Annotated in this window: 16 protein-coding genes; 5 read left to right on the forward strand and 11 right to left on the reverse strand. The window is 61.5% G+C overall.

Annotation, left to right across the window (positions count from 1 at the left end; translation table 11 throughout):
- Positions 1-221: 221 nt before the first annotated feature.
- The 9 genes from HX805_RS08770 to HX805_RS08810 form a co-directional block, all read right to left on the reverse strand.
- Complete coding sequence (locus HX805_RS08770) at positions 222-1,151, reverse strand: ketoacyl-ACP synthase III (RefSeq protein WP_003214601.1); 930 nt, start codon at positions 1,149-1,151, stop codon at positions 222-224.
- Positions 1,152-1,454: 303 nt separating this feature from the next.
- The gene (locus HX805_RS08775; RefSeq protein ID WP_008434857.1) at positions 1,455-3,038 is read right to left on the reverse strand and encodes a flagellar hook-associated protein 3; all 1,584 of its coding nucleotides are present in this window, start codon (positions 3,036-3,038) and stop codon (positions 1,455-1,457) included.
- Between the two features lie 14 nt (positions 3,039-3,052).
- Positions 3,053-5,089: a flagellar hook-associated protein FlgK gene (flgK, locus tag HX805_RS08780; protein ID WP_008434859.1), complete on the reverse strand. Its 2,037-nt coding sequence runs from the start codon at positions 5,087-5,089 to the stop codon at positions 3,053-3,055.
- Positions 5,090-5,099: 10 nt separating this feature from the next.
- Entirely contained in the window at positions 5,100-6,362 is a 1,263-nt protein-coding gene (flgJ, locus tag HX805_RS08785) for a flagellar assembly peptidoglycan hydrolase FlgJ (RefSeq protein WP_177116768.1), read from the reverse strand.
- Between the two features lie 4 nt (positions 6,363-6,366).
- Positions 6,367-7,455 (reverse strand): flagellar basal body P-ring protein FlgI, encoded by a 1,089-nt coding sequence (locus HX805_RS08790; protein WP_032899355.1) that lies wholly within the window; start codon positions 7,453-7,455, stop codon positions 6,367-6,369.
- A gap of 27 nt (positions 7,456-7,482) precedes the next feature.
- Positions 7,483-8,178: a flagellar basal body L-ring protein FlgH gene (gene flgH, locus HX805_RS08795; protein WP_003214607.1), complete on the reverse strand. Its 696-nt coding sequence runs from the start codon at positions 8,176-8,178 to the stop codon at positions 7,483-7,485.
- A gap of 53 nt (positions 8,179-8,231) precedes the next feature.
- Positions 8,232-9,017 (reverse strand): flagellar basal-body rod protein FlgG, encoded by a 786-nt coding sequence (flgG, locus tag HX805_RS08800; RefSeq protein ID WP_003214609.1) that lies wholly within the window; start codon positions 9,015-9,017, stop codon positions 8,232-8,234.
- Between the two features lie 63 nt (positions 9,018-9,080).
- Positions 9,081-9,821 (reverse strand): flagellar basal body rod protein FlgF, encoded by a 741-nt coding sequence (locus HX805_RS08805; RefSeq protein ID WP_003214611.1) that lies wholly within the window; start codon positions 9,819-9,821, stop codon positions 9,081-9,083.
- Positions 9,822-10,128: 307 nt separating this feature from the next.
- Complete coding sequence (locus HX805_RS08810; RefSeq protein WP_003214613.1) at positions 10,129-11,694, reverse strand: sigma-54-dependent phenylalanine hydroxylase transcriptional regulator PhhR; 1,566 nt, start codon at positions 11,692-11,694, stop codon at positions 10,129-10,131.
- Between the two features lie 266 nt (positions 11,695-11,960).
- Between HX805_RS08810 and phhA the strand changes: the two genes are divergently transcribed.
- From phhA to HX805_RS08825, 3 genes are all read left to right on the forward strand, one after another.
- The gene (phhA, locus tag HX805_RS08815) at positions 11,961-12,752 is read left to right on the forward strand and encodes a phenylalanine 4-monooxygenase (RefSeq protein ID WP_177081031.1); all 792 of its coding nucleotides are present in this window, start codon (positions 11,961-11,963) and stop codon (positions 12,750-12,752) included.
- Positions 12,753-12,856: 104 nt separating this feature from the next.
- Complete coding sequence (locus HX805_RS08820; protein ID WP_010166022.1) at positions 12,857-13,213, forward strand: 4a-hydroxytetrahydrobiopterin dehydratase; 357 nt, start codon at positions 12,857-12,859, stop codon at positions 13,211-13,213.
- Positions 13,213-14,409 carry an amino acid aminotransferase gene (locus HX805_RS08825; RefSeq protein ID WP_177081032.1) on the forward strand — a complete coding sequence of 399 codons (1,197 nt, stop codon included), beginning with the start codon at positions 13,213-13,215 and terminating at the stop codon, positions 14,407-14,409. Before HX805_RS08820 ends, HX805_RS08825 begins: the two co-directional genes overlap by 1 nt.
- 141 nt (positions 14,410-14,550) lie before the next feature.
- Here HX805_RS08825 and HX805_RS08830 read toward each other — a convergent pair whose 3' ends face one another.
- On the reverse strand, positions 14,551-15,360 hold the full coding sequence (locus HX805_RS08830) for a UDP-2,3-diacylglucosamine diphosphatase (protein WP_003214618.1): 810 nt from the start codon (positions 15,358-15,360) through the stop codon (positions 14,551-14,553).
- Positions 15,361-15,493: 133 nt separating this feature from the next.
- Between HX805_RS08830 and HX805_RS08835 the strand changes: the two genes are divergently transcribed.
- Together HX805_RS08835 and HX805_RS08840 are read left to right on the forward strand one after the other, a co-directional pair.
- Positions 15,494-16,285 (forward strand): AraC family transcriptional regulator, encoded by a 792-nt coding sequence (locus tag HX805_RS08835; RefSeq protein WP_177081033.1) that lies wholly within the window; start codon positions 15,494-15,496, stop codon positions 16,283-16,285.
- Positions 16,286-16,439: 154 nt separating this feature from the next.
- Positions 16,440-17,330, forward strand: coding sequence for a DMT family transporter (locus HX805_RS08840; protein WP_003214622.1), 891 nt, complete (start codon positions 16,440-16,442; stop codon positions 17,328-17,330).
- Here HX805_RS08840 and HX805_RS08845 read toward each other — a convergent pair.
- The gene (locus HX805_RS08845; RefSeq protein WP_003214624.1) at positions 17,324-17,611 is read right to left on the reverse strand and encodes a SelT/SelW/SelH family protein; all 288 of its coding nucleotides are present in this window, start codon (positions 17,609-17,611) and stop codon (positions 17,324-17,326) included. The genes HX805_RS08840 and HX805_RS08845 overlap by 7 nt on opposite strands.
- Positions 17,612-17,633 lie beyond the last annotated feature (22 nt).

Raw genomic sequence — 17,633 nt, forward strand, 5'->3', positions numbered from 1 at the left:
ACCGCCGGGTGTGGCCTAGAGAACCTTCGTAATAGTTATCGTCGTGAAAGCAGGTTGCTTGAGGACTTTTTTGATTTTTTTTACTGGCGCCGTGCCACCCCTTTTAATTCAAGCATTTACGATAGCCCAAACCCCAGCAATTGTTGGCTTTCTGGCGCCAAATAAAAAACGCCCATGATCTTTCGATCATGGGCGTTTTTTTGTGCAGCGCCTTTAAGTCGTCAAGGGCGGTGCAAAATCGCCGAGCCCCAGGACAGCCCCACACCAAAACCACTGATGGCGACGCGCTTCCAGGTGGAGTCGAGCATGTGCTTTTCCAGCAGCAGCGGAATGCTCGAGGACACGGTATTGCCGGTCTCGACCATGTCCTTGATGAACTTGTCCACCGGCGCGTCTTCGAAACGCCGGGCCACGGCGTCGACAATCGCCGCACTGCCCTGGTGGATGCAGAACGCATCGATCTCGTCAGCCTTGAGGTCCGATTCGTTGAGCAGCTCGTGCAAATGCGCCGGCACCTTGAGCAAAGCGAAGTTGAACACCTGGCGGCCGTTCATGAAGAACACGCCATCGCTGACCTTCAAGTGCGGCGCACCGGAGCCGTCAGTGCCGAACTTGGACTTGCCCAACTGCCACGGCGCGTCTTCACCCATCCAGGTGGCGGTAGCGGCATCGCCGAACAGCATGGTGGTGTTGCGGTCTTCCGGGTCGACGATCTTCGAGTACGGATCGGCGGTCACCAGCAGGCCGTTCTTCAGGCCGGTGGCTTCCATGAAGCCCTTCATCGCATAGATGCCGTAGACGTAGCCCGAGCAGCCCAGGGAAATATCGAAGGCCGCCACGTGCGTCGGCAGGCCCAGCTTGTCCTGGACGATGGCGGCGGTGTGAGGCAAGCCCTCTTCGTCGCCATTCTGGGTAACGACGATCAGCGCATCGATGGACTCGCGCTTCAAATCGGGGTTGTTGGCAAACAAGGCGTTGACCGCCTCGACGCACAGATCGGAGGTTTCCTGCGCGGCATCCTTGCGCGGCAGGAACGCCGAACCGATCTTGCCAATGATGAATTCTTCATCCTTGGCGAATTTGGCACCCTGGGCGTAGTTATCAATCCCGTCTGCCGGCACGTAACTGGCGATGCTTTTTATGCCAATCATTGTGGCTTCCCAATACTAAATAGCTGGAGAACACCCCGCGAGACACGTCGCCGGGTGCTGACAATAATGGGGATGACCCCGCAAAAAACTCGCCGAAAACCGCCTTTGTACCCTGGCGGCAGGCCCTCGCAGAGACCTGGCGACGACCTATCCTTTTCACACGATACAGTGAAGATGCGCTTTATGACTCACAGGTCACTCAATTTTCTGCGCTTTGTGCGAAACACGGGGACATACAAACGCCAAAAACCACAACGGCCCACCCCGTTTCCAGGGTGAGCCGCCGGTTTGTAGCTGCGGACATCACATTTTGTTGAACAGGCTCAACTGAGAGATTTTCACAAAGGCCAACTGAGAGGCCTGCAACATGGTTTGCTGAAGCTGCAGGTTGATCGCCGCCTGGCCCATGTCGACGTTGCCCAAGGAACTCATGGTGTTGGTATTGGCAGTCCCCAGGCTGGTGTTTTCATCCGTTTGAAGATCCAGGGCATTCTGGCGAGCACCAATGGAGCCGCGCACCTGGTCAATCTGTGAACTGGCGTTGTTCAGGTTGCCGATGGTTTTGGCCACCACATCCTTGAGGTTGTTCTGCGCGACCAGGTTGCCGTCAGCCGGCGTTTCCAGGGCTTTGCGCAATTGGCTCAACGTGTCCAGGGCGTTTTCGTTCTTGTTGCTGACGGCGCTGACCGCAAACTGGTCGCCCGCCCCTGGCGCACCACTGATATCGAACGTCACGCCGGCCGCGTTGATCGAGGTGGCACCGGCAGCCATGGTGCCGGTCGCGATGGTCTTGCTGTTCGGACTGTAGGGCTGCGCATACACCTCATACGTGGTGCCGCTGGTGAATTTGATCACCGCACCGGTATCAGGGAAGGTGCTGGCGTAGGCCGCCTGATCCGTCACCTGGCCACCGGTGACTTGTGCAGTCGACGCGTTGCCTGGCGAACGCGAAGCACTGAAGGTGTCCGGCTTGGATTGCAGGGTGAACGCCTTGCCCGCCACCAGTGCGTCGGAGTCAGCGCCGGGCGCAACGTCCGCGCCGAGCGTCAGGCTGATGTCGAACTTGACGCCGCGCAGGTTGACGCTGGATGCGCCCTCTTTGGTCGCGTCGAAAGTGCCGTTGCCGGGAATCTCCGAGGTAACGTCGTTACCGTCCTTGTCGGTCACGGAATACTGCGTGCTGCTGCTGAAGGTCAGCTTGTAGGGCTGGCCGTCGGTAAAACTTTTGGTGTAGGTGACACCGGAGGTCACCGTGCCCGCCGATACCGCGACCTTGCCGTCATTGACCGCAGGCGGCAACAACGTAGCCTGGGTGCGACCGGTGTTGGTCGAACTTTCCATCATCGACTTTCCGGTGTCGCCCCCCGCCATCGACAGATTGTCCGAGATCTGCAAGCTCAGCGGCGTCTCGTCACCCTGATACGTGTAGGTGCCGTCGTTATTGCGGATGTAAGGCGGCGTGTCGGTTTTCGACCCGGAAAACATGTAGTTGCCGTTGGCATCCTTGGAGTTGAGCAAGCCCAGCACCTGGTCCTCAAGCGCGCCCACTTCGCTGGCGATGGATTTACGATCGTCATCGCTCAGGGACTGGTTGGCCGCACGCAGCGCCAATTCACTGCCGCGCTGCAAGGCGGTGTTGATGCTCTTTAACACCGATTCTTCGTTGGTCAGCGAGTTCTGCAGGGTGTTGATGTTGCCGTTGAACTGGCCAAGCATGTCTTTCTGTTGCTGCAATTGCAGCAAGCGCGCGGCGGCGACCGGGTCATCGGAGGCGGTCTGCACCCGGATACCGCTGCTCGCCTGGTCCTGGGCTTTCACCACACCGGAATAGTTCGTCTGGTACTTGCTGGCGCTGGTGTCGAAATACTGCTGTGTAGAAATACGCATCGTCCCAGACTCCTTTAAAGGGCATTAATCAGTGTGCTGAAAGTTTCTTGCGCAGCCTTGATGATCTGCGACGACGCGGTGTAGTACTGCTGGAACTTGATCATGTCACCCGCCTCTTCATCCAGGTTGACCTGAGACACCGAGTTGCTGGCCGCCTTGTTCGCTGCCAACAGCGCACCCGTCGCAGTGGAGTCGGTAGCGGCCTGGCTGGCTTTGGAGCCCACCTGCGACACGAGTCGGGCGTTGGCGCTGACCAGGCTCACACCCGGGCTGCCGTCGCTGGCGCCCACGGTGGCCTTGGTCTGCAAGTCCAGCAATTGCTGGGCGTTGCGGTTGTCGGAGGTGCCCGAAGCGTTGAACGAGAAAGTCGTGCTGTCACCATTGGCAGGCGAGCCGCCGACCGTGGTATCGAAGCTGAAGCTTTTGCCCGGGATCAACGCACCCGAGGCATCGCGCATCGGTACGTTGATGCTGATCTTGTTGCCCTGGCCCGGGATGATGGTGCCACTGCCGATCGGATTGCCTTGCGCGTCGCTCACCGTATACGACTGGGTGCCGTCGGCGGCCGGCTTGCCAAAGAGCATTTTTACCGGCATGGAGTTTTCGATGCCGGCGCGCAACTGGGCGGTATCAGCGCCGCCATGAATATCCAGCGGCACAGTCAGTTGAGGCGGTGTGAACGTACCGGTGCCGGTGTTGGTCTTGCTTGCGTTCCCCGCCAAGGGGCCCGCGAAGGCGAGCTTGTTGACGTCCTTCAGGTCGACACCGATGCCCGTGGCCCCGTTGGCCGTGGGGCTGACCTTGAAGCTGTCACCGGCAGCCATGGGCCCTTTGCCGTCCAGTGCCAGGGTAAAGCCATCAATCACCGGCGGCGGCGTGGTGGTGGTGTCGAACGAACCCATGGCCTTGCCGTCGGAGCGGACGACGTTGTACTGGTTACCACTGGTAAACGTGACTTTGTAGTCGTAGGTCGTCAGCTGGCTGCTGTCCTTGATCGTGACATTCAGGTTGCCAGACCCCGCGCTATTGCCGGCGGCCCCTTGGCTACGCTGGGAAATCGCCGCCGCGCTGTTGATATCGGTGAACAGCGACGAACCGAATTCGCCGTTGAGGTCCAGGCCCTGGCCCAACTGGTTGTTGATCGTGTCTGCCGTGGCAATCGCGATGCGCCCCAGATCATTGATGGCCGGCATCAGCACGTCACTGCGATAGCGCAGCAAGCCACCGATACTACCGCCGGTGACCACATTGCCAAGGTCAATGGACGAGTCGCCCATCGAGAGCTGGATGGTGTACTGGCTATTGTCGGTGCTACTCGGTACCGCAGAGATATTATTGGATATCCCGCCTTCCACCAGCGACTGCCCCGTACCGGTCGTAATACTGAACTGTCCGTTTTTTTCCGTGGCCGTAACGCCGATCAGCTCGTTGAGCGAGCGCACCGCTTCGTCACGCGAGTCCAGCAGGTTGGCCGGCGCACTGCTGGAAGTCCCCTGGGCCTGGGCAATCTGCTTGTTGAGCGAGGCGATCGAGGACGTCAGCTTGTTGACCTGGTCCGTCATGGTGCTCAACTGACTGTTGATCGTTTGTTTCTGCTGGTTCAACTGGCCGGAAATGGAGTTGAAGCGGTTGCTCAGGGTCTGGGCGCTGGTCAGCAGCAATTGGCGCGCGGACACGTCGCCCGGGGTGGCAGAAGCCGTCTGCGCCGCCGCGAAAAAGGCACTGAGCACCGAAGACATGCCGGTGTTGGAATCCGACAAGGTCTTGTCGATGGCACTGGCCTGATCCAGGTAGGCGTTGGCGTCGCTGTCGAGTGCCGTGCTGTTCTGGTAAGCCGTGGTGAGGAACTGGTTGTACACCCGACGCACGTCCGCCAGGGTCGTACCGGTGCCGATAAATACGCCGCCGTAGGCGTTCGACGCATTCGCGGTCTGAGCGCTCTGTTGACGCGAGTATCCCGGGGTGTTGACGTTGGCGATGTTGTTACTTAAGACCGACAACGATCCCTGGGCGGCATTGAGCCCCGACATCCCGATATTGAGCAAACTCATGATTCAGACCTTATAAATGAGTGGAAGCGCCCGCGGCAGCGTAGTTCTGGTAGCTGTTCATCGTTTTTGCGATCTGCGAAATCTTGCTGGCGTAATCCGGGTCGGTTGCATAACCGGCTTTTTGCAACTCGCGCACAAACTGTTCCGGGTTGTCGGCTGATTTCACAACTTCTTTATAGCGATCATTGCTTTGCAGCAACGTGACCAGGTCATGGAAGCTGTCCTGGTAGGAATTGTAGGAACGGAACTGCGCCGTCTCCTTGACCATCGCGCCATCGCGAAACTCGCTGGTGATCGCCCGGGCCCGTTCGCCCTGCCAACTCTGGCCGGCCTTGATACCGAACAGGTTGTGGCTGCTGGTGCCATCCTCGGCACGCATCACCGATTTACCCCAACCGGTTTCCAGGGCGGCCTGGGCCACCAGGTAGCGTGGGTCGACGCCAATCCTCGCAGCGGCCTGCTTGGCCATCGGCAACATGGTGGCGACAAATTCATCCTGCGAGCTGAAGGCTTTCTTCGCCGGTGCCAGCGGTGGCTGGGCTACGGCGCGGCCGTAAACCTGCATCTGCCCGCGAGGCGGTATGGCGGCAAGGCTGCGGGCGGTGCTGTTGACCACGCCATCATCGGCAGCGCTGTTGCGCAGCGGCGCGGCCTTGGCGGCAGTGGTAGCCTCGGCACCCGGCACGATGCCGGCCAGCAGGCGATCCGTCAGCTTGCTCGGCAACGAGATGCGTCGCTGGTTCATCAGCGCCATGTCGTTGGCGTGGGAGTTGGTGCCTTCAGGCACCGCCACGCGGTACGCCCACAATGGTCGCTGACCATTGCTGCGGCCCAGCGGGCCATCGGCCTTGGTACCGGCGGCAATTTCAGTCGGCACATCCGCCTTCTTCGCGGGCGCAGCCGGGCCTTGCAAGGTGGCCGCCTGGGCGTCCACCGGTTTGTTCTTCTGCATCTGGCGCAGCAGCACGTCCGCCAGGCCGATACCACCGCCCTCGCGAGACAGGGAAACCGCCAACTGCTGGTCGTACATTTCCTGGTACTGCTTGGCCGCCGGGGTATTCAGCGGGTTGTCCTTGCCCAGGGCTTCGGTGGCCGAACGCATGGACTTGAGCATCTCGCCGAGAAACAGCGACTCAAATTCCTGCGCGACCTTGCGCATGTTGCCGTCGCTGTTCTTGTCGCCGACCTTCAACTGGTTAAGCCGGTTGAGGTCGGAATAGGAACCCGAATCCGCCGTGCTGGTCAGGCCGCTCTTGCGCATGTCCATGGCCATGGCGTCAGATCACGATCAGGTCGGCTTGCAAGGCGCCGGCCTGTTTCAATGCTTCGAGGATCGCCATCAAGTCGCCGGGCGCTGCGCCCACCTGGTTCACCGCACGGACAATCTCGTCCAGGGTGGTGCCGGGGCCGAACTTGAACATCGGCTTGGCTTCTTGCTGGGCATTCACCCGCGAACGGGGTACCACGGCAGTCTGGCCGTTGGACAACGGGCCAGGCTGGCTGACGATCGGGTCTTCGGTGATGGTCACGGTCAGGCTGCCGTGGGTCACGGCCGCTGGCGAAACCTTGACGTTCTGGCCGATCACGATGGTGCCGGTCCGCGAGTTGATGATGACTTTCGCCACCGCCTGGCCCGGGTCAACCTCAAGGTTTTCCAGCAGAGACAGGTAGTCCACACGCTGGCTTGGGTCCAGCGGTGCCGTCACACGAACCGAGCCGCCATCGATGGCCTGGGCCACGCCCGGGCCGAGCAGCTCATTGATCTTGTCGACCACGCGCTTGGCGGTGGTGAAGTCAGAGCGGTTGAGGTTCAGGGTCAGGCTGTTGCCCTGGTTGAAGCCGCTGGGCACGGTGCGCTCCACCGAGGCACCACCGGGAATCCGCCCGGCCGACGGCACGTTGACGGTAATCTTCGAACCGTCGCGGCCTTCGGCATCAAAGCCACCCACCACCAGGTTGCCCTGGGCAATGGCGTAGACGTTGCCGTCGATACCTTTTAGCGGCGTCATCAGCAAGGTGCCGCCCCGCAGGCTTTTCGAGTTACCCATGGACGAGACGGTGATATCGACCACCTGCCCCGGCTTGGCGAACGGCGGCAAGTCAGCGCTGATGGACACCGCCGCGACGTTCTTCAACTGCACGTTGCCCGAGCCCGGCGGTACCTTGATGCCGAACTGCGAGAGCATGTTGTTGAAGGTCTGCAGGGTGAACGGGGTCTGGGTGGTCTGGTCACCGGTGCCGTTAAGCCCCACCACCAGGCCGTAGCCGATCAGCTGGTTGGACCGCACGCCGGAAATGCTCGCGATGTCTTTCAAGCGCTCAGCCTGGGCGCCTGCGCTCAGGGCCAGCAGCAACATCGCAGCCATCAGCTGTTTGAAGTTCAAAGTGATCACCTAGAAAGGGAACAGCGGGCTAAGGAAGAAACGGTCAAACCAGCCCGGCTGACTGGCGTCAGCAAACGAACCCGTACCCGAGTAGGTGATGCGTGCATCGGCAATCCGTGTCGACGGCACGGTGTTGTCGGTGGAAATATCGTCGGCGCGAACCATGCCCGCAATGCGCACCAGTTCGTCACCGGTGTTGAGGGTCATCCACTTCTCGCCGCGTACGGCGATGATGCCGTTGGGCAGCACGTCGGCCACGGTCACGGTGATCGAACCGGTCAGGCTGTTGCCCTGCCCTGCCGCACTCTTGCCGTTGGTGGCGCGGTCGCCGCTGTAGCCGGCGTCCAGGCTCAGGTCACCGCTGCCCAGCGGGTTGTTGGTGTTCGGTACACCGCCAAACAATGAAGTCAGGCCGATGCTGGTCTTGCTGGTCTTGCCGATCTGCGAGTTGGCGTTCTTGCTCGCCTGGGTCTTCTCGTTCAGCGTGATGGTGATGATGTCACCGACCCGGAAGGCCTTGCGGTCGCTGTACAGGTTCTGTTCGAACCCGGCCTGGTAGATCGAGCCATTGTTGGCGGCCGCCGGCAACGGCGTGCGCGGCAACACCGGCGCATAGTACGGGTCATTGGGCTTAGGCGTCGGGGCGACACAGCCCGCGAGCACAGCAATCCCACTCAATGCCAGAACAGAAACATAGCGATTCATGACCCATACCTCACGGTGTTGCAGGCGCCTTCAAGGGCGCCCCATAGACTTGATTACAGATTCTGCGTTACGAACGAAAGCATCTGGTCGGCGGTGGAAATCACCTTGGAGTTCATCTCGTAGGCGCGCTGAGTGGTGATCATGTTGACCATCTCTTCAACGGTGCTGACGTTGGACGTTTCCAGGGTGCTTTGCAGGGTGGTACCAAAACCGTTGAGGCCCGGGGTGCCGATTTGCGGCGCGCCGCTGGACGCGGTTTCCAGGAACAGGTTGTTACCGATCGCCTGCAGGCCGGCTGGGTTGATGAAGTCGGCGGTTTGCAGGTTGCCGATCACCTGGGACGCCGGGTTGCCGGCCACGGTGATCGACACGGTGCCGTCGTTGCCGACGGTGAAGGTCTGGGCGTTGTTCGGCACGACAATCGCCGGCTCCAGCGCGAAGCCATTGGCGGTCACGACTTGGCCGTTGGAGTCCAGGTGGAACGTACCGTCACGGGTGTAGGTGGTGGTGCCGTCCGGCTGCAGGATCTGGAAGAAACCCTTGCCGTTGACTGCCAGGTCCAGCGGTTGGCCGGTCTGCTGCAGGTTACCGGCGCTGAAGTTCTTCTGGGTGCCAACGATTGCCACACCGGTACCCAGTTGCAGGCCCGACGGCAATTCGCTGTCCTGGGTCGACTGGGCGCCAGGCTGCTTCTTGATCTGATAGAGCAAGTCCTGGAACTCGGCGCGGTCACGTTTGAAACCCGTGGTCGACACGTTGGCCAGGTTGTTGGAAATGGTGGTCAGGTTGGTGTCCTGGGCGGACAGGCCTGTCTTGGCAACGTATAGAGCCGGAAGCATGTTCTTCTCCTTCGTGCGCCTGTTTTATGGCGCCGCGCTACAAAAATTAGTGTGTGGCTGCTATCAGCTCATCGCCAGGACGCGGGTCATGGCCTGGTCGTCTTCTTTGGCGCTGTTCATCATCTTGATGTGCAATTCGAACTGCTTGGACAGGGCCAGGACTGCCGTCATTTCTTCGACGGCGTTCACGTTGCTCGCCTGCAGGAAGCCCGACGTCAGCTTGACGTTGGCATCGGCCTGGGCCGGCTGGCCATCCTTGGTATGGATGGTGCCGTCGAGGCCCTTGGTCATGTTCTTGAGGTCGGGCTGCACCAGCTTGATCCGGTCCACTTCAGCCATCACCCGCGGGCCTTCGCCCATGGCGCGGATGCTGATGGTGCCGTCCTGGCCGACTTCGATCTGCTGCTGGGGCGGCACGGCAATCGGGCCGCCGTTGCCCATGATCGGCATACCGTTGCCGGCCCGCAGCACACCCAGTGCATCGACGTTCATGCTGGCGCTGCGCACGTAGGATTCGCCGCCATCCGGGTTTTGCACGGCCATCCAGCCGTCACCGCTGACGGCCACATCGAGGTCACGGCCGGTTTCAATCATCGCGCCAGGGGAAAAGTCCGTGCCTGGGCGCTCGGTCAAGGCAAAGGCTCGCGCCGGAAAGCTGTCACCGAACACCGGCATCGAGCGCGCCTGTTCCAGGTCACGCTGGAAACCATTGGTGGAAACGTTCGCCAAGTTGTTGGCGTGGGCCTTCTGCGCCAGTGCATTCTGGCTGGCGCCGGTCATTGCCACGTAAAGGTACTTATCCACGCTCTTTCCTCTTTCTGACGGACGCTTGCCGCCCACCGCTGTACTGATGAGGCTTAAGCAATTTGCGAACCAACTTTTTGAAATGAGGGAAAGTCCAGGCGGGGCGGGGGTTTGCCGGCAGGTGGCAGCTGAGGGCAGCAGGAAGAGAGTCGAAAAAACGGCGGACTTATGCCGCTAACGGCAAGTGCAGGTATCAAGACCGACAAAGAACCCATGTGGGAGCGGGCTTGCTCGCGAATGCGGAGTGTCAGTCACCGGATAATTCGACTGACCCACCGCATTCGCGAGCAAGCCCGCTCCCACAGGTTTAACCGCGTTCGGCTTTGACGACTTCGTAGTCCCGCAACTTGTTGGCAATAGTGGTGTGGGACACGCCCAGCCGCTTGCCCAACAGACGGCTGCTGGGATGTTCGGCATACAACTGCGCCAGCACGGCCTTTTCAAAGCGCCCGACGATCTCCTCCAACCCGCCTTCCAGGGAAAAATCCCCCAGCGGCTGGCGCACGCCATAGTCCGGCAGGCGAATGTGCTCGGCCTTGACGGTGCCGCCCTCACACAGCGAAACCGCCTGGAACAGCACGTTCTCCAACTGCCGCACATTCCCCGGCCAGTGGTAATGGCTGAGGCGTTCCATCGCCGCCGGTGCGAGCTTGGGCAGCGGGCAGCCGATCTGCCGGCTGGCCTGATCCAGGAAGTGCTCCACCAGCGGCGGCAAACCGTCGAGGCACTCGCGTAGCGGCGGGATATGCAGCGAGAGCACATTGAGACGATGGTAAAGGTCCTGGCGGAATTCGCCCCGGGCGCACAGTTCGGAAAGGTCCACCTGGGTCGCGCAGATCACCCGCACATCCAGGTACACCTCTTCATCACTGCCTACACGGCGAAAGCAGCCGTCCTGCAGAAAGCGCAGCAACTTCACCTGCAACCGCGCGCTCATTTCGCCGACGCCGTCGAGAAACAACGTACCGCCCGCCGTCAGCTCCAGCAGTCCCAACTTGCCCTCCGCCCTCGCCCCTTCAAAGGCGCCGGGACCATAGCCGAACAACTCGGTCTCGGCCATGGACTCGGGCAAACCGGCGCAGTTGAGCGCCATCAACGGCGACTGGCCGCGTGGGCTGGCCAGGTGACAAGCGCGGGCCAGCAACTCTTTGCCGGTGCCGGTTTCGCCTTCTATTAATAGAGGCGCATCCAACGGCGCCATGCGCCGAGCCTCACGCACCACGGCGGCCATGACCCTGGAGCTTTGGAAAATGCTGTCGAAGCCGCGCAGTTCCTGCTTGCGCACATTGTAGATACGCTCACCCACCCGGTCGGCGCGGTGCAGGGTCAGTACGGCGCCGGCCATGGCTTCGCTGTCGTCATGCTCGGAGGATTGCAGCGGCGCAATATCGGCCAGGAATACATCGCCCTTGACCTTGACCCGCAGGCCGTTGATTCGCGATTTGCTGGCCCGTACCAGTTCCGGCAAATCGAAATCTTCGGCGTAGCGCGACAACGGAATGCCCGGCACCTCATCCACCCGTACTCCGAGCAACTGCGCCGCCGCGCGGTTGGCCGCGACGATGGAGCCGCCCATGTCGATGGACAGCACCGGAAACTCCAGCGCCCCCAGCAGCGCGTTGAGCTCCATATGCCGACGCTCGCTGGGCATCAGCCCTACCCGCTTGACACCAAATACCCCGGCAATCGCCTCGAACTGCGGGCGCAATGCCTGGAACTGCAGGTTCACCAGGTTCGGGCAATAGAGGTAAATGGCGTTGCCGTGCTCGCCACCGACCTCGCCCTTGGCAACGTTCACGCCGTACTCCACCAGCAGGTTGAGGATGTCCCGCAGGATGCCGATGCGGTTCTGGCAATGCACTTTGATACGCATGAGAAGGCCCGAAGAGGTGGAGTCGCTGCGTCTTTTTGCCGCCGGCCGCAGATAATCGTCAAGATTATGTGACAGCTGCGAGGCGATTCACACCCAAAATACGCCACAGGGAGCACGAATCGCCTCAGCCGTAACGAAAACTTTACGAATACCGGTAACTTTTCCTACAAAAGCGTGGCGCAGGAGGATGGCTTCCTGGCCCAGGCGGCGTATCAATAGGCTCATCCCAGGACATAACAAGAACGAATGCCTAGCAGGAGAGCAGTATGAAGCAGACGCAGTACGTGGCCCGCGAGCCCGACGCGAACGGTTTTATCGACTACCCGCCCGAAGAACACGCGGTGTGGAACACCCTGATCACGCGCCAACTGAAAGTGATCGAGGGCCGCGCCTGCCAGGAATACCTGGACGGCATCGACAAGCTCGGCCTGCCCCACGACCGCATTCCACAGCTGGCGGAAGTCAACAAAGTGCTGGCCGAGACCACGGGCTGGCAAGTCGCCCGGGTGCCGGCGCTGATCCCCTTCCAGACTTTTTTCGAATTGCTCGCCAACAAGCAGTTTCCGGTGGCGACGTTTATTCGTACCCGTGAAGAGCTGGATTACCTGCAGGAACCGGACATTTTTCACGAGATCTTCGGCCATTGCCCACTGCTGACCAACCCCTGGTTCGCGGAATTCACCCACACCTACGGCAAGCTCGGCCTGGCCGCCACCAAGGAACAGCGCGTGTACCTGGCGCGCCTGTACTGGATGACCATCGAGTTCGGCCTGGTGGACACGCCCGAAGGCCGGCGCATCTACGGTGGCGGCATCCTGTCTTCGCCCAAGGAGACCGTGTACTGCCTCTCGGACGTGCCCGAGCATCAAGCCTTCGACCCGCTCGAAGCGATGCGCACGCCGTATCGCATCGACATTCTGCAACCCGTGTACTTCACCCTGCCCAACCTCAAGCGCCTGTTCGAAGTGGCGCAGGAAGACATCATGGGTATGGTCGAACGCGGGATGCAGCTGGGGCTGCACGCACCGAAGTTCCCGCCCAAGCCAAAAGCTGCTTGAACTGCGGCTTTTAGGGCCAGGTGAGTCTGTTCCCTGGCCCCGCGTTGCTTTAGGGTGACGCTACTGACGACCGTTTCCAAATACTCGATTTCAGGAATACCCACATGACCACGTTGAACCAAGCCCACTGCGAAGCCTGCCGCGCCGACGCCCCGCAAGTCAGCGACGAAGAGTTGCCGGTGCTGATCAAGCAGATCCCCGACTGGAACATCGAAGTACGCGATGGCGTGATGCAGCTGGAAAAGGTCTTCCTGTTCAAGAATTTCAAATTCGCCCTGGCCTTCACCAACGCCGTGGGCGCGATCTCCGAAGCTGAAGGCCATCACCCGGGCCTGCTCACCGAATGGGGCAAAGTCACCGTGACCTGGTGGAGCCACTCCATCAAGGGCCTGCACCGCAACGACTTCATCATGGCCGCGCGCACCGACGAAGTGGCCAAGGATGCTGAGGGCCGCAAGTAATGCATTTCGACGCAATTGGCCGGGTGCCCGGAGACCCGATCCTCGGGCTGATGGAGCTGTATGCCCAGGACCCGAACCCGCTCAAGTTCGACCTCGGCGTGGGCGTGTACAAGGACGATCAGGGCCTGACGCCGATCCCGCATTCGGTGAAACTGGCCGAGCAGCGCCTGGTGGAGCAACAAACCACCAAGACCTACATCGGCGGCCATGGCAACGCCGCGTTCGGCTCGCTGATCAGCGAGCTGGTGCTGGGCGCCGGTTCGCCACTGCTGAGTGAACGCCGCGCCGGCGCCACCCAGACGCCTGGCGGCACCGGCGCGCTGCGCCTGAGCGCCGACTTTATCGCCCACAGCCTGCCCGGCCGTGGTGTATGGCTGAGCAACCCGACCTGGCCGATCCACGAAACCATCTTCGCCAAGGCCGGGCTCAAGGTCAGCCATTACCCGTACGTGGGCAGCGACAATCGCCTGGACGTAGCGGCGATGCTGACCACCCTGTCCACCGTGCCAAAAGGCGATGTGGTGCTGCTGCACGCCTGCTGCCACAACCCGACCGGTTTCGACCTGTCCCACGATGACTGGCGCCAGGTGCTGAAGATCGTCCAGGAACGTCAGTTGCTGCCGCTGATCGACTTTGCGTATCAGGGTTTTGGCGATGGCCTGGAACAGGATGCATGGGCCGTGCGGCTGTTCGCGGCTGAGCTGCCCGAAGTGCTGATCACCAGTTCCTGCTCGAAGAACTTCGGCTTGTACAGCGACCGTGTCGGCGCGTTGATTGTGTGCGCGGCGGACGCCGAGAAACTGACGGATGTGCGCAGCCAGCTGGCGTTTATTGCGCGTAACTTGTGGTCGACGCCGCCGGACCATGGTGCTGCTGTGGTGGCGACGATTCTCGGTGACGCCGGGCTGAAAAAGCAGTGGGCCGAGGAAGTGGAAGCGATGCGGGCGCGGATTGCGCAGCTGCGTTCCGGGCTGGTGGAGGCGTTGGCGCCCCATGGGTTGTCGGAGCGGTTTGCGCACATCGCGGCGCAACGCGGGATGTTTTCCTATACCGGGTTGAGTGCGGAACAGGTGAAGCAACTGCGGGACAAGCACAGCGTGTATATGGTCAATTCCGGGCGTGCGAACGTGGCGGGGATTGATGCGACGCGGTTGACGCTGTTGGCAGAAGCCATCGCGGATGTTTCCCACACCTGACTGAACAAACCGGATCCAAGTGTGGGAGCGGGCTTGCTCGCGAATGCGGTGGGTCAGTCGAATTATCTGGTGACTGACCCACCGCATTCGCGAGCAAGCCCGCTCCCACATTTAGACCGAGTGAGTCTGTGGGTTTGAGGCTTAGCCCGCGACCATCTCGGCTTTGAGCTGTGCCTCTTTCGCCTGGGCATCCGCCAATCGATACAGCTCGATATGCCCGTCCCAGTGCTCGATCAGCGCCGTGCACGACTCCACCCAATCCCCGCAATTGAGGTAGTCCACCTCGCCCACCTTGCGAATCTCCGCATGGTGGATGTGCCCGCACACCACGCCGTGCAATTCGCGCTTGGTCACTTCATGGGCAATCGCTTCTTCAAAATCACTGATAAAGCTCACCGCCGTCTTGACCTTGTGCTTGAGGTACGCCGACAACGACCAATAGCCGTAGCCATAGCGCGCCCGCCAGTGGTTCAACCAGCGGTTGAGTGTGAGGGTGAATTCGTAGGCCGAATCGCCGAGGAACGCCAGCCAGCGGTGGTACCGGGTGATCACGTCGAACTGGTCGCCATGGATCACCAGCAAATGCCGGCCATCGGCAGTCACGTGCACCGCTTCGTCCACCAACTGGATATTGCCAAGGATCAGCTTCGAATAACGCCGCAGGAATTCATCGTGGTTGCCGGTGACGTAGATCACCTCGGTGCCGCGCTTGCTCATGGTCAGCAGGCGGCGGATCACGTTGGTATGGGCCTGGGGCCAATACATGCCGCTGCGCAGCTTCCAGCCGTCGATGATGTCGCCCACCAGGTAGACCTTGTCGGCGTGGTAGCCCTTGAGGAAATGCGAGAGGTGTTCGGCCTGGCAATCCCGGGTGCCCAAATGCACGTCGGAAATCCACAGGGTACGCACGCGTTGCTTGCGGCTGGGTTTGGCGAGTTCGGCGCTGGTCATGGGCATGCCTCACGGTGTTTTCGCGAGCTTGCGCCCATGGGATTAATAGCCCATGACAGTGTTGCGTCAGTCTGATGACAGCGCCCACAGGCGGCGAAGCGATGTAAACTGCGGGCCTGCCCAGGAGACTGCGATGAGACCCAACCTCACGCTACGCCACTACCCCGATGCGCCTATCGCCCATAGCCACGACCATGCACAGCTGGTGTTTGGCCTGTCCGGGCACCTGGACTTCGAGGTGGATGGCCGGGGCGGCCAGGTGCAGCACAGCAGTGTGATGGTGCTGCCCTACTCCGCCCATCACGCGTGCCGCAGTCGCGATGGCAGCCGCTGCCTGGTGCTGGACGTGCCCGATGAGCACTGGCTGGCGCAGTCCCTGGGCGAGCATGCCGACGCCAGCCGCCGCTTGCTCGACCGGTGCGCACACCTGACCCTCGACAATCGCCAAAGCCAACTGGTGCAGTGGTTGGCGAGCAGCCCGGTGGACGATCCGCTGATCGCCCAGCAAGGCGCCGTATTGCTGCTGGCCAGCCTTAACCTTGCGCAGCCGCCGGTGGGCAAGCGCCTGCCCTATGCCGCATTCGATGCGCATATCCAGCGGCACGCCGCGTACCCACTGCAAGTGGCGGACCTGGCGAAGCTCGCCGACCTGTCCGTCGCCCGCCTGCATGCACGGTTTATCGCGGAAAGCGGGCAGACGCCGATGGACTACATCCGCACCCGGCGCTTGCAGATGGCCCGTGGCCTGTTGCGCGACAGCCAGCTGCCGATCGGCGAGATTGCCGCGCGGGTGGGCTATGGTTCGCAAAGTGCATTTGCTGCGGCGATGCTGCGCGAGTTTGGCCTCTCGCCCCGAGCCTTCAGACGAGCACCGCCCGGTGCAGGAGCTGGCTTGCCTGCGATAGCATCACCGCGCGCTATCTGAACGACCGAGTTGTCTGCATCGCAGGCAAGCCAGCTCCCACAGGGATCTTCACCAAGCAAGAGTCCTGCGACAAAAGCCGCGAGCCCAACGACAGACGCGAACGCCTGCAACCCTCTAGACTGCGATCCTGTAAACCCGTCGTTTAAGGATCGCAATGACTCCCCGCACAGCCCTCGGCGCCCTGCATATCGGCGCATTGATGTTTGGCCTCACTGGTGTGTTCGGCAAACTGGCGGCCGCTTCGCCGGCGATTATCGTGTTCGGCCGCGCCGCGTTCGCGGTCATTGCCCTGGCGATCTTTGCGCGCTTTGCCAGCAACACGCCCTGGCAGAAGCTGCAAGCCCGCGACTGGCGCCGCCTGCTGGTCAGCGGCCTGCTGCTGGCCGGGCATTGGGTGAGTTTCTTTATTGCGGTAAAGGTCGCCGGTGTGGCCATCGCCACCCTGGGCTTCGCCACCTTCCCGGCGTTCACGGTGATTCTCGAAGGCTTGATTTTCCGCGAGCGGATTCGCGCCAACGAGATCCTGCTGGTGGTGCTGGTGAGCATCGGCCTGGTGCTAGTCACGCCGGATTTCAATCTCGCCAGCCAGGCCACCAGCGGCTTGCTGTGGGCGGTCGGCTCCGGGTTGTTGTTCTCGCTGCTGTCGTTGAACAACCGCGCCAGTGGGCGCATCCCGCCGGTGCAGGCCGCCTTGTGCCAGAACGTGGTGGTAGCGCTGTGCCTGTTGCCCGTCGCCGCGCCCGGGCTGGCCGAAGTGCGACCACTGGACTGGCTGTGGATCGGTCTGCTCGGGGTGTTCTGCACCGGCTTGGCCCATAGCCTGTTTGTCGCCAGCCTCGCGGTGCTCAAGGCGCGCACGGCGGCGGTGGTGTTCGCCATGGAGCCGGTGTACGGCATCACCGCGGCCTGGCTACTGTTTGCTGAAACACCAACCCTGCGCATGCTGATGGGCGGCGCGCTGATCATCGTGGCCATCGTGGTGTCCGGGCTGATGGGCGGCGCCAAACCGGCCAAGCAGCCGGCCACCACGGCCGAGGTTCACTGAGTACGGTCGTTATGCCCCAGGTCCCGTTGCGGGTCGATCTGGTCACGTACCCGTTGCTTGAGCACCTTGGCTTCCGGGAAGCCGCCATCGGCCTTGCGTTCCCAGATCTGCACACCGTCGCAGGTAATCCGAAACGCACCGCCGGTGGCCGGCTCCAGGGCCACTTTGCCGAGGTCATCGGCGAACGTGCTCAGCAGTTCCTGGGCCAGCCAGGCGGCGCGCAGCAGCCACTGACACTGGGTGCAATAGGTGATGACAATCTCGGGCTTGGCCGCTGACATGAATTGACTGGCTCCTGCTTGG

The sequence above is a fragment of the Pseudomonas sp. G5001 genome, from assembly GCF_013385475.1.
GTDB lineage: Bacteria > Pseudomonadota > Gammaproteobacteria > Pseudomonadales > Pseudomonadaceae > Aquipseudomonas.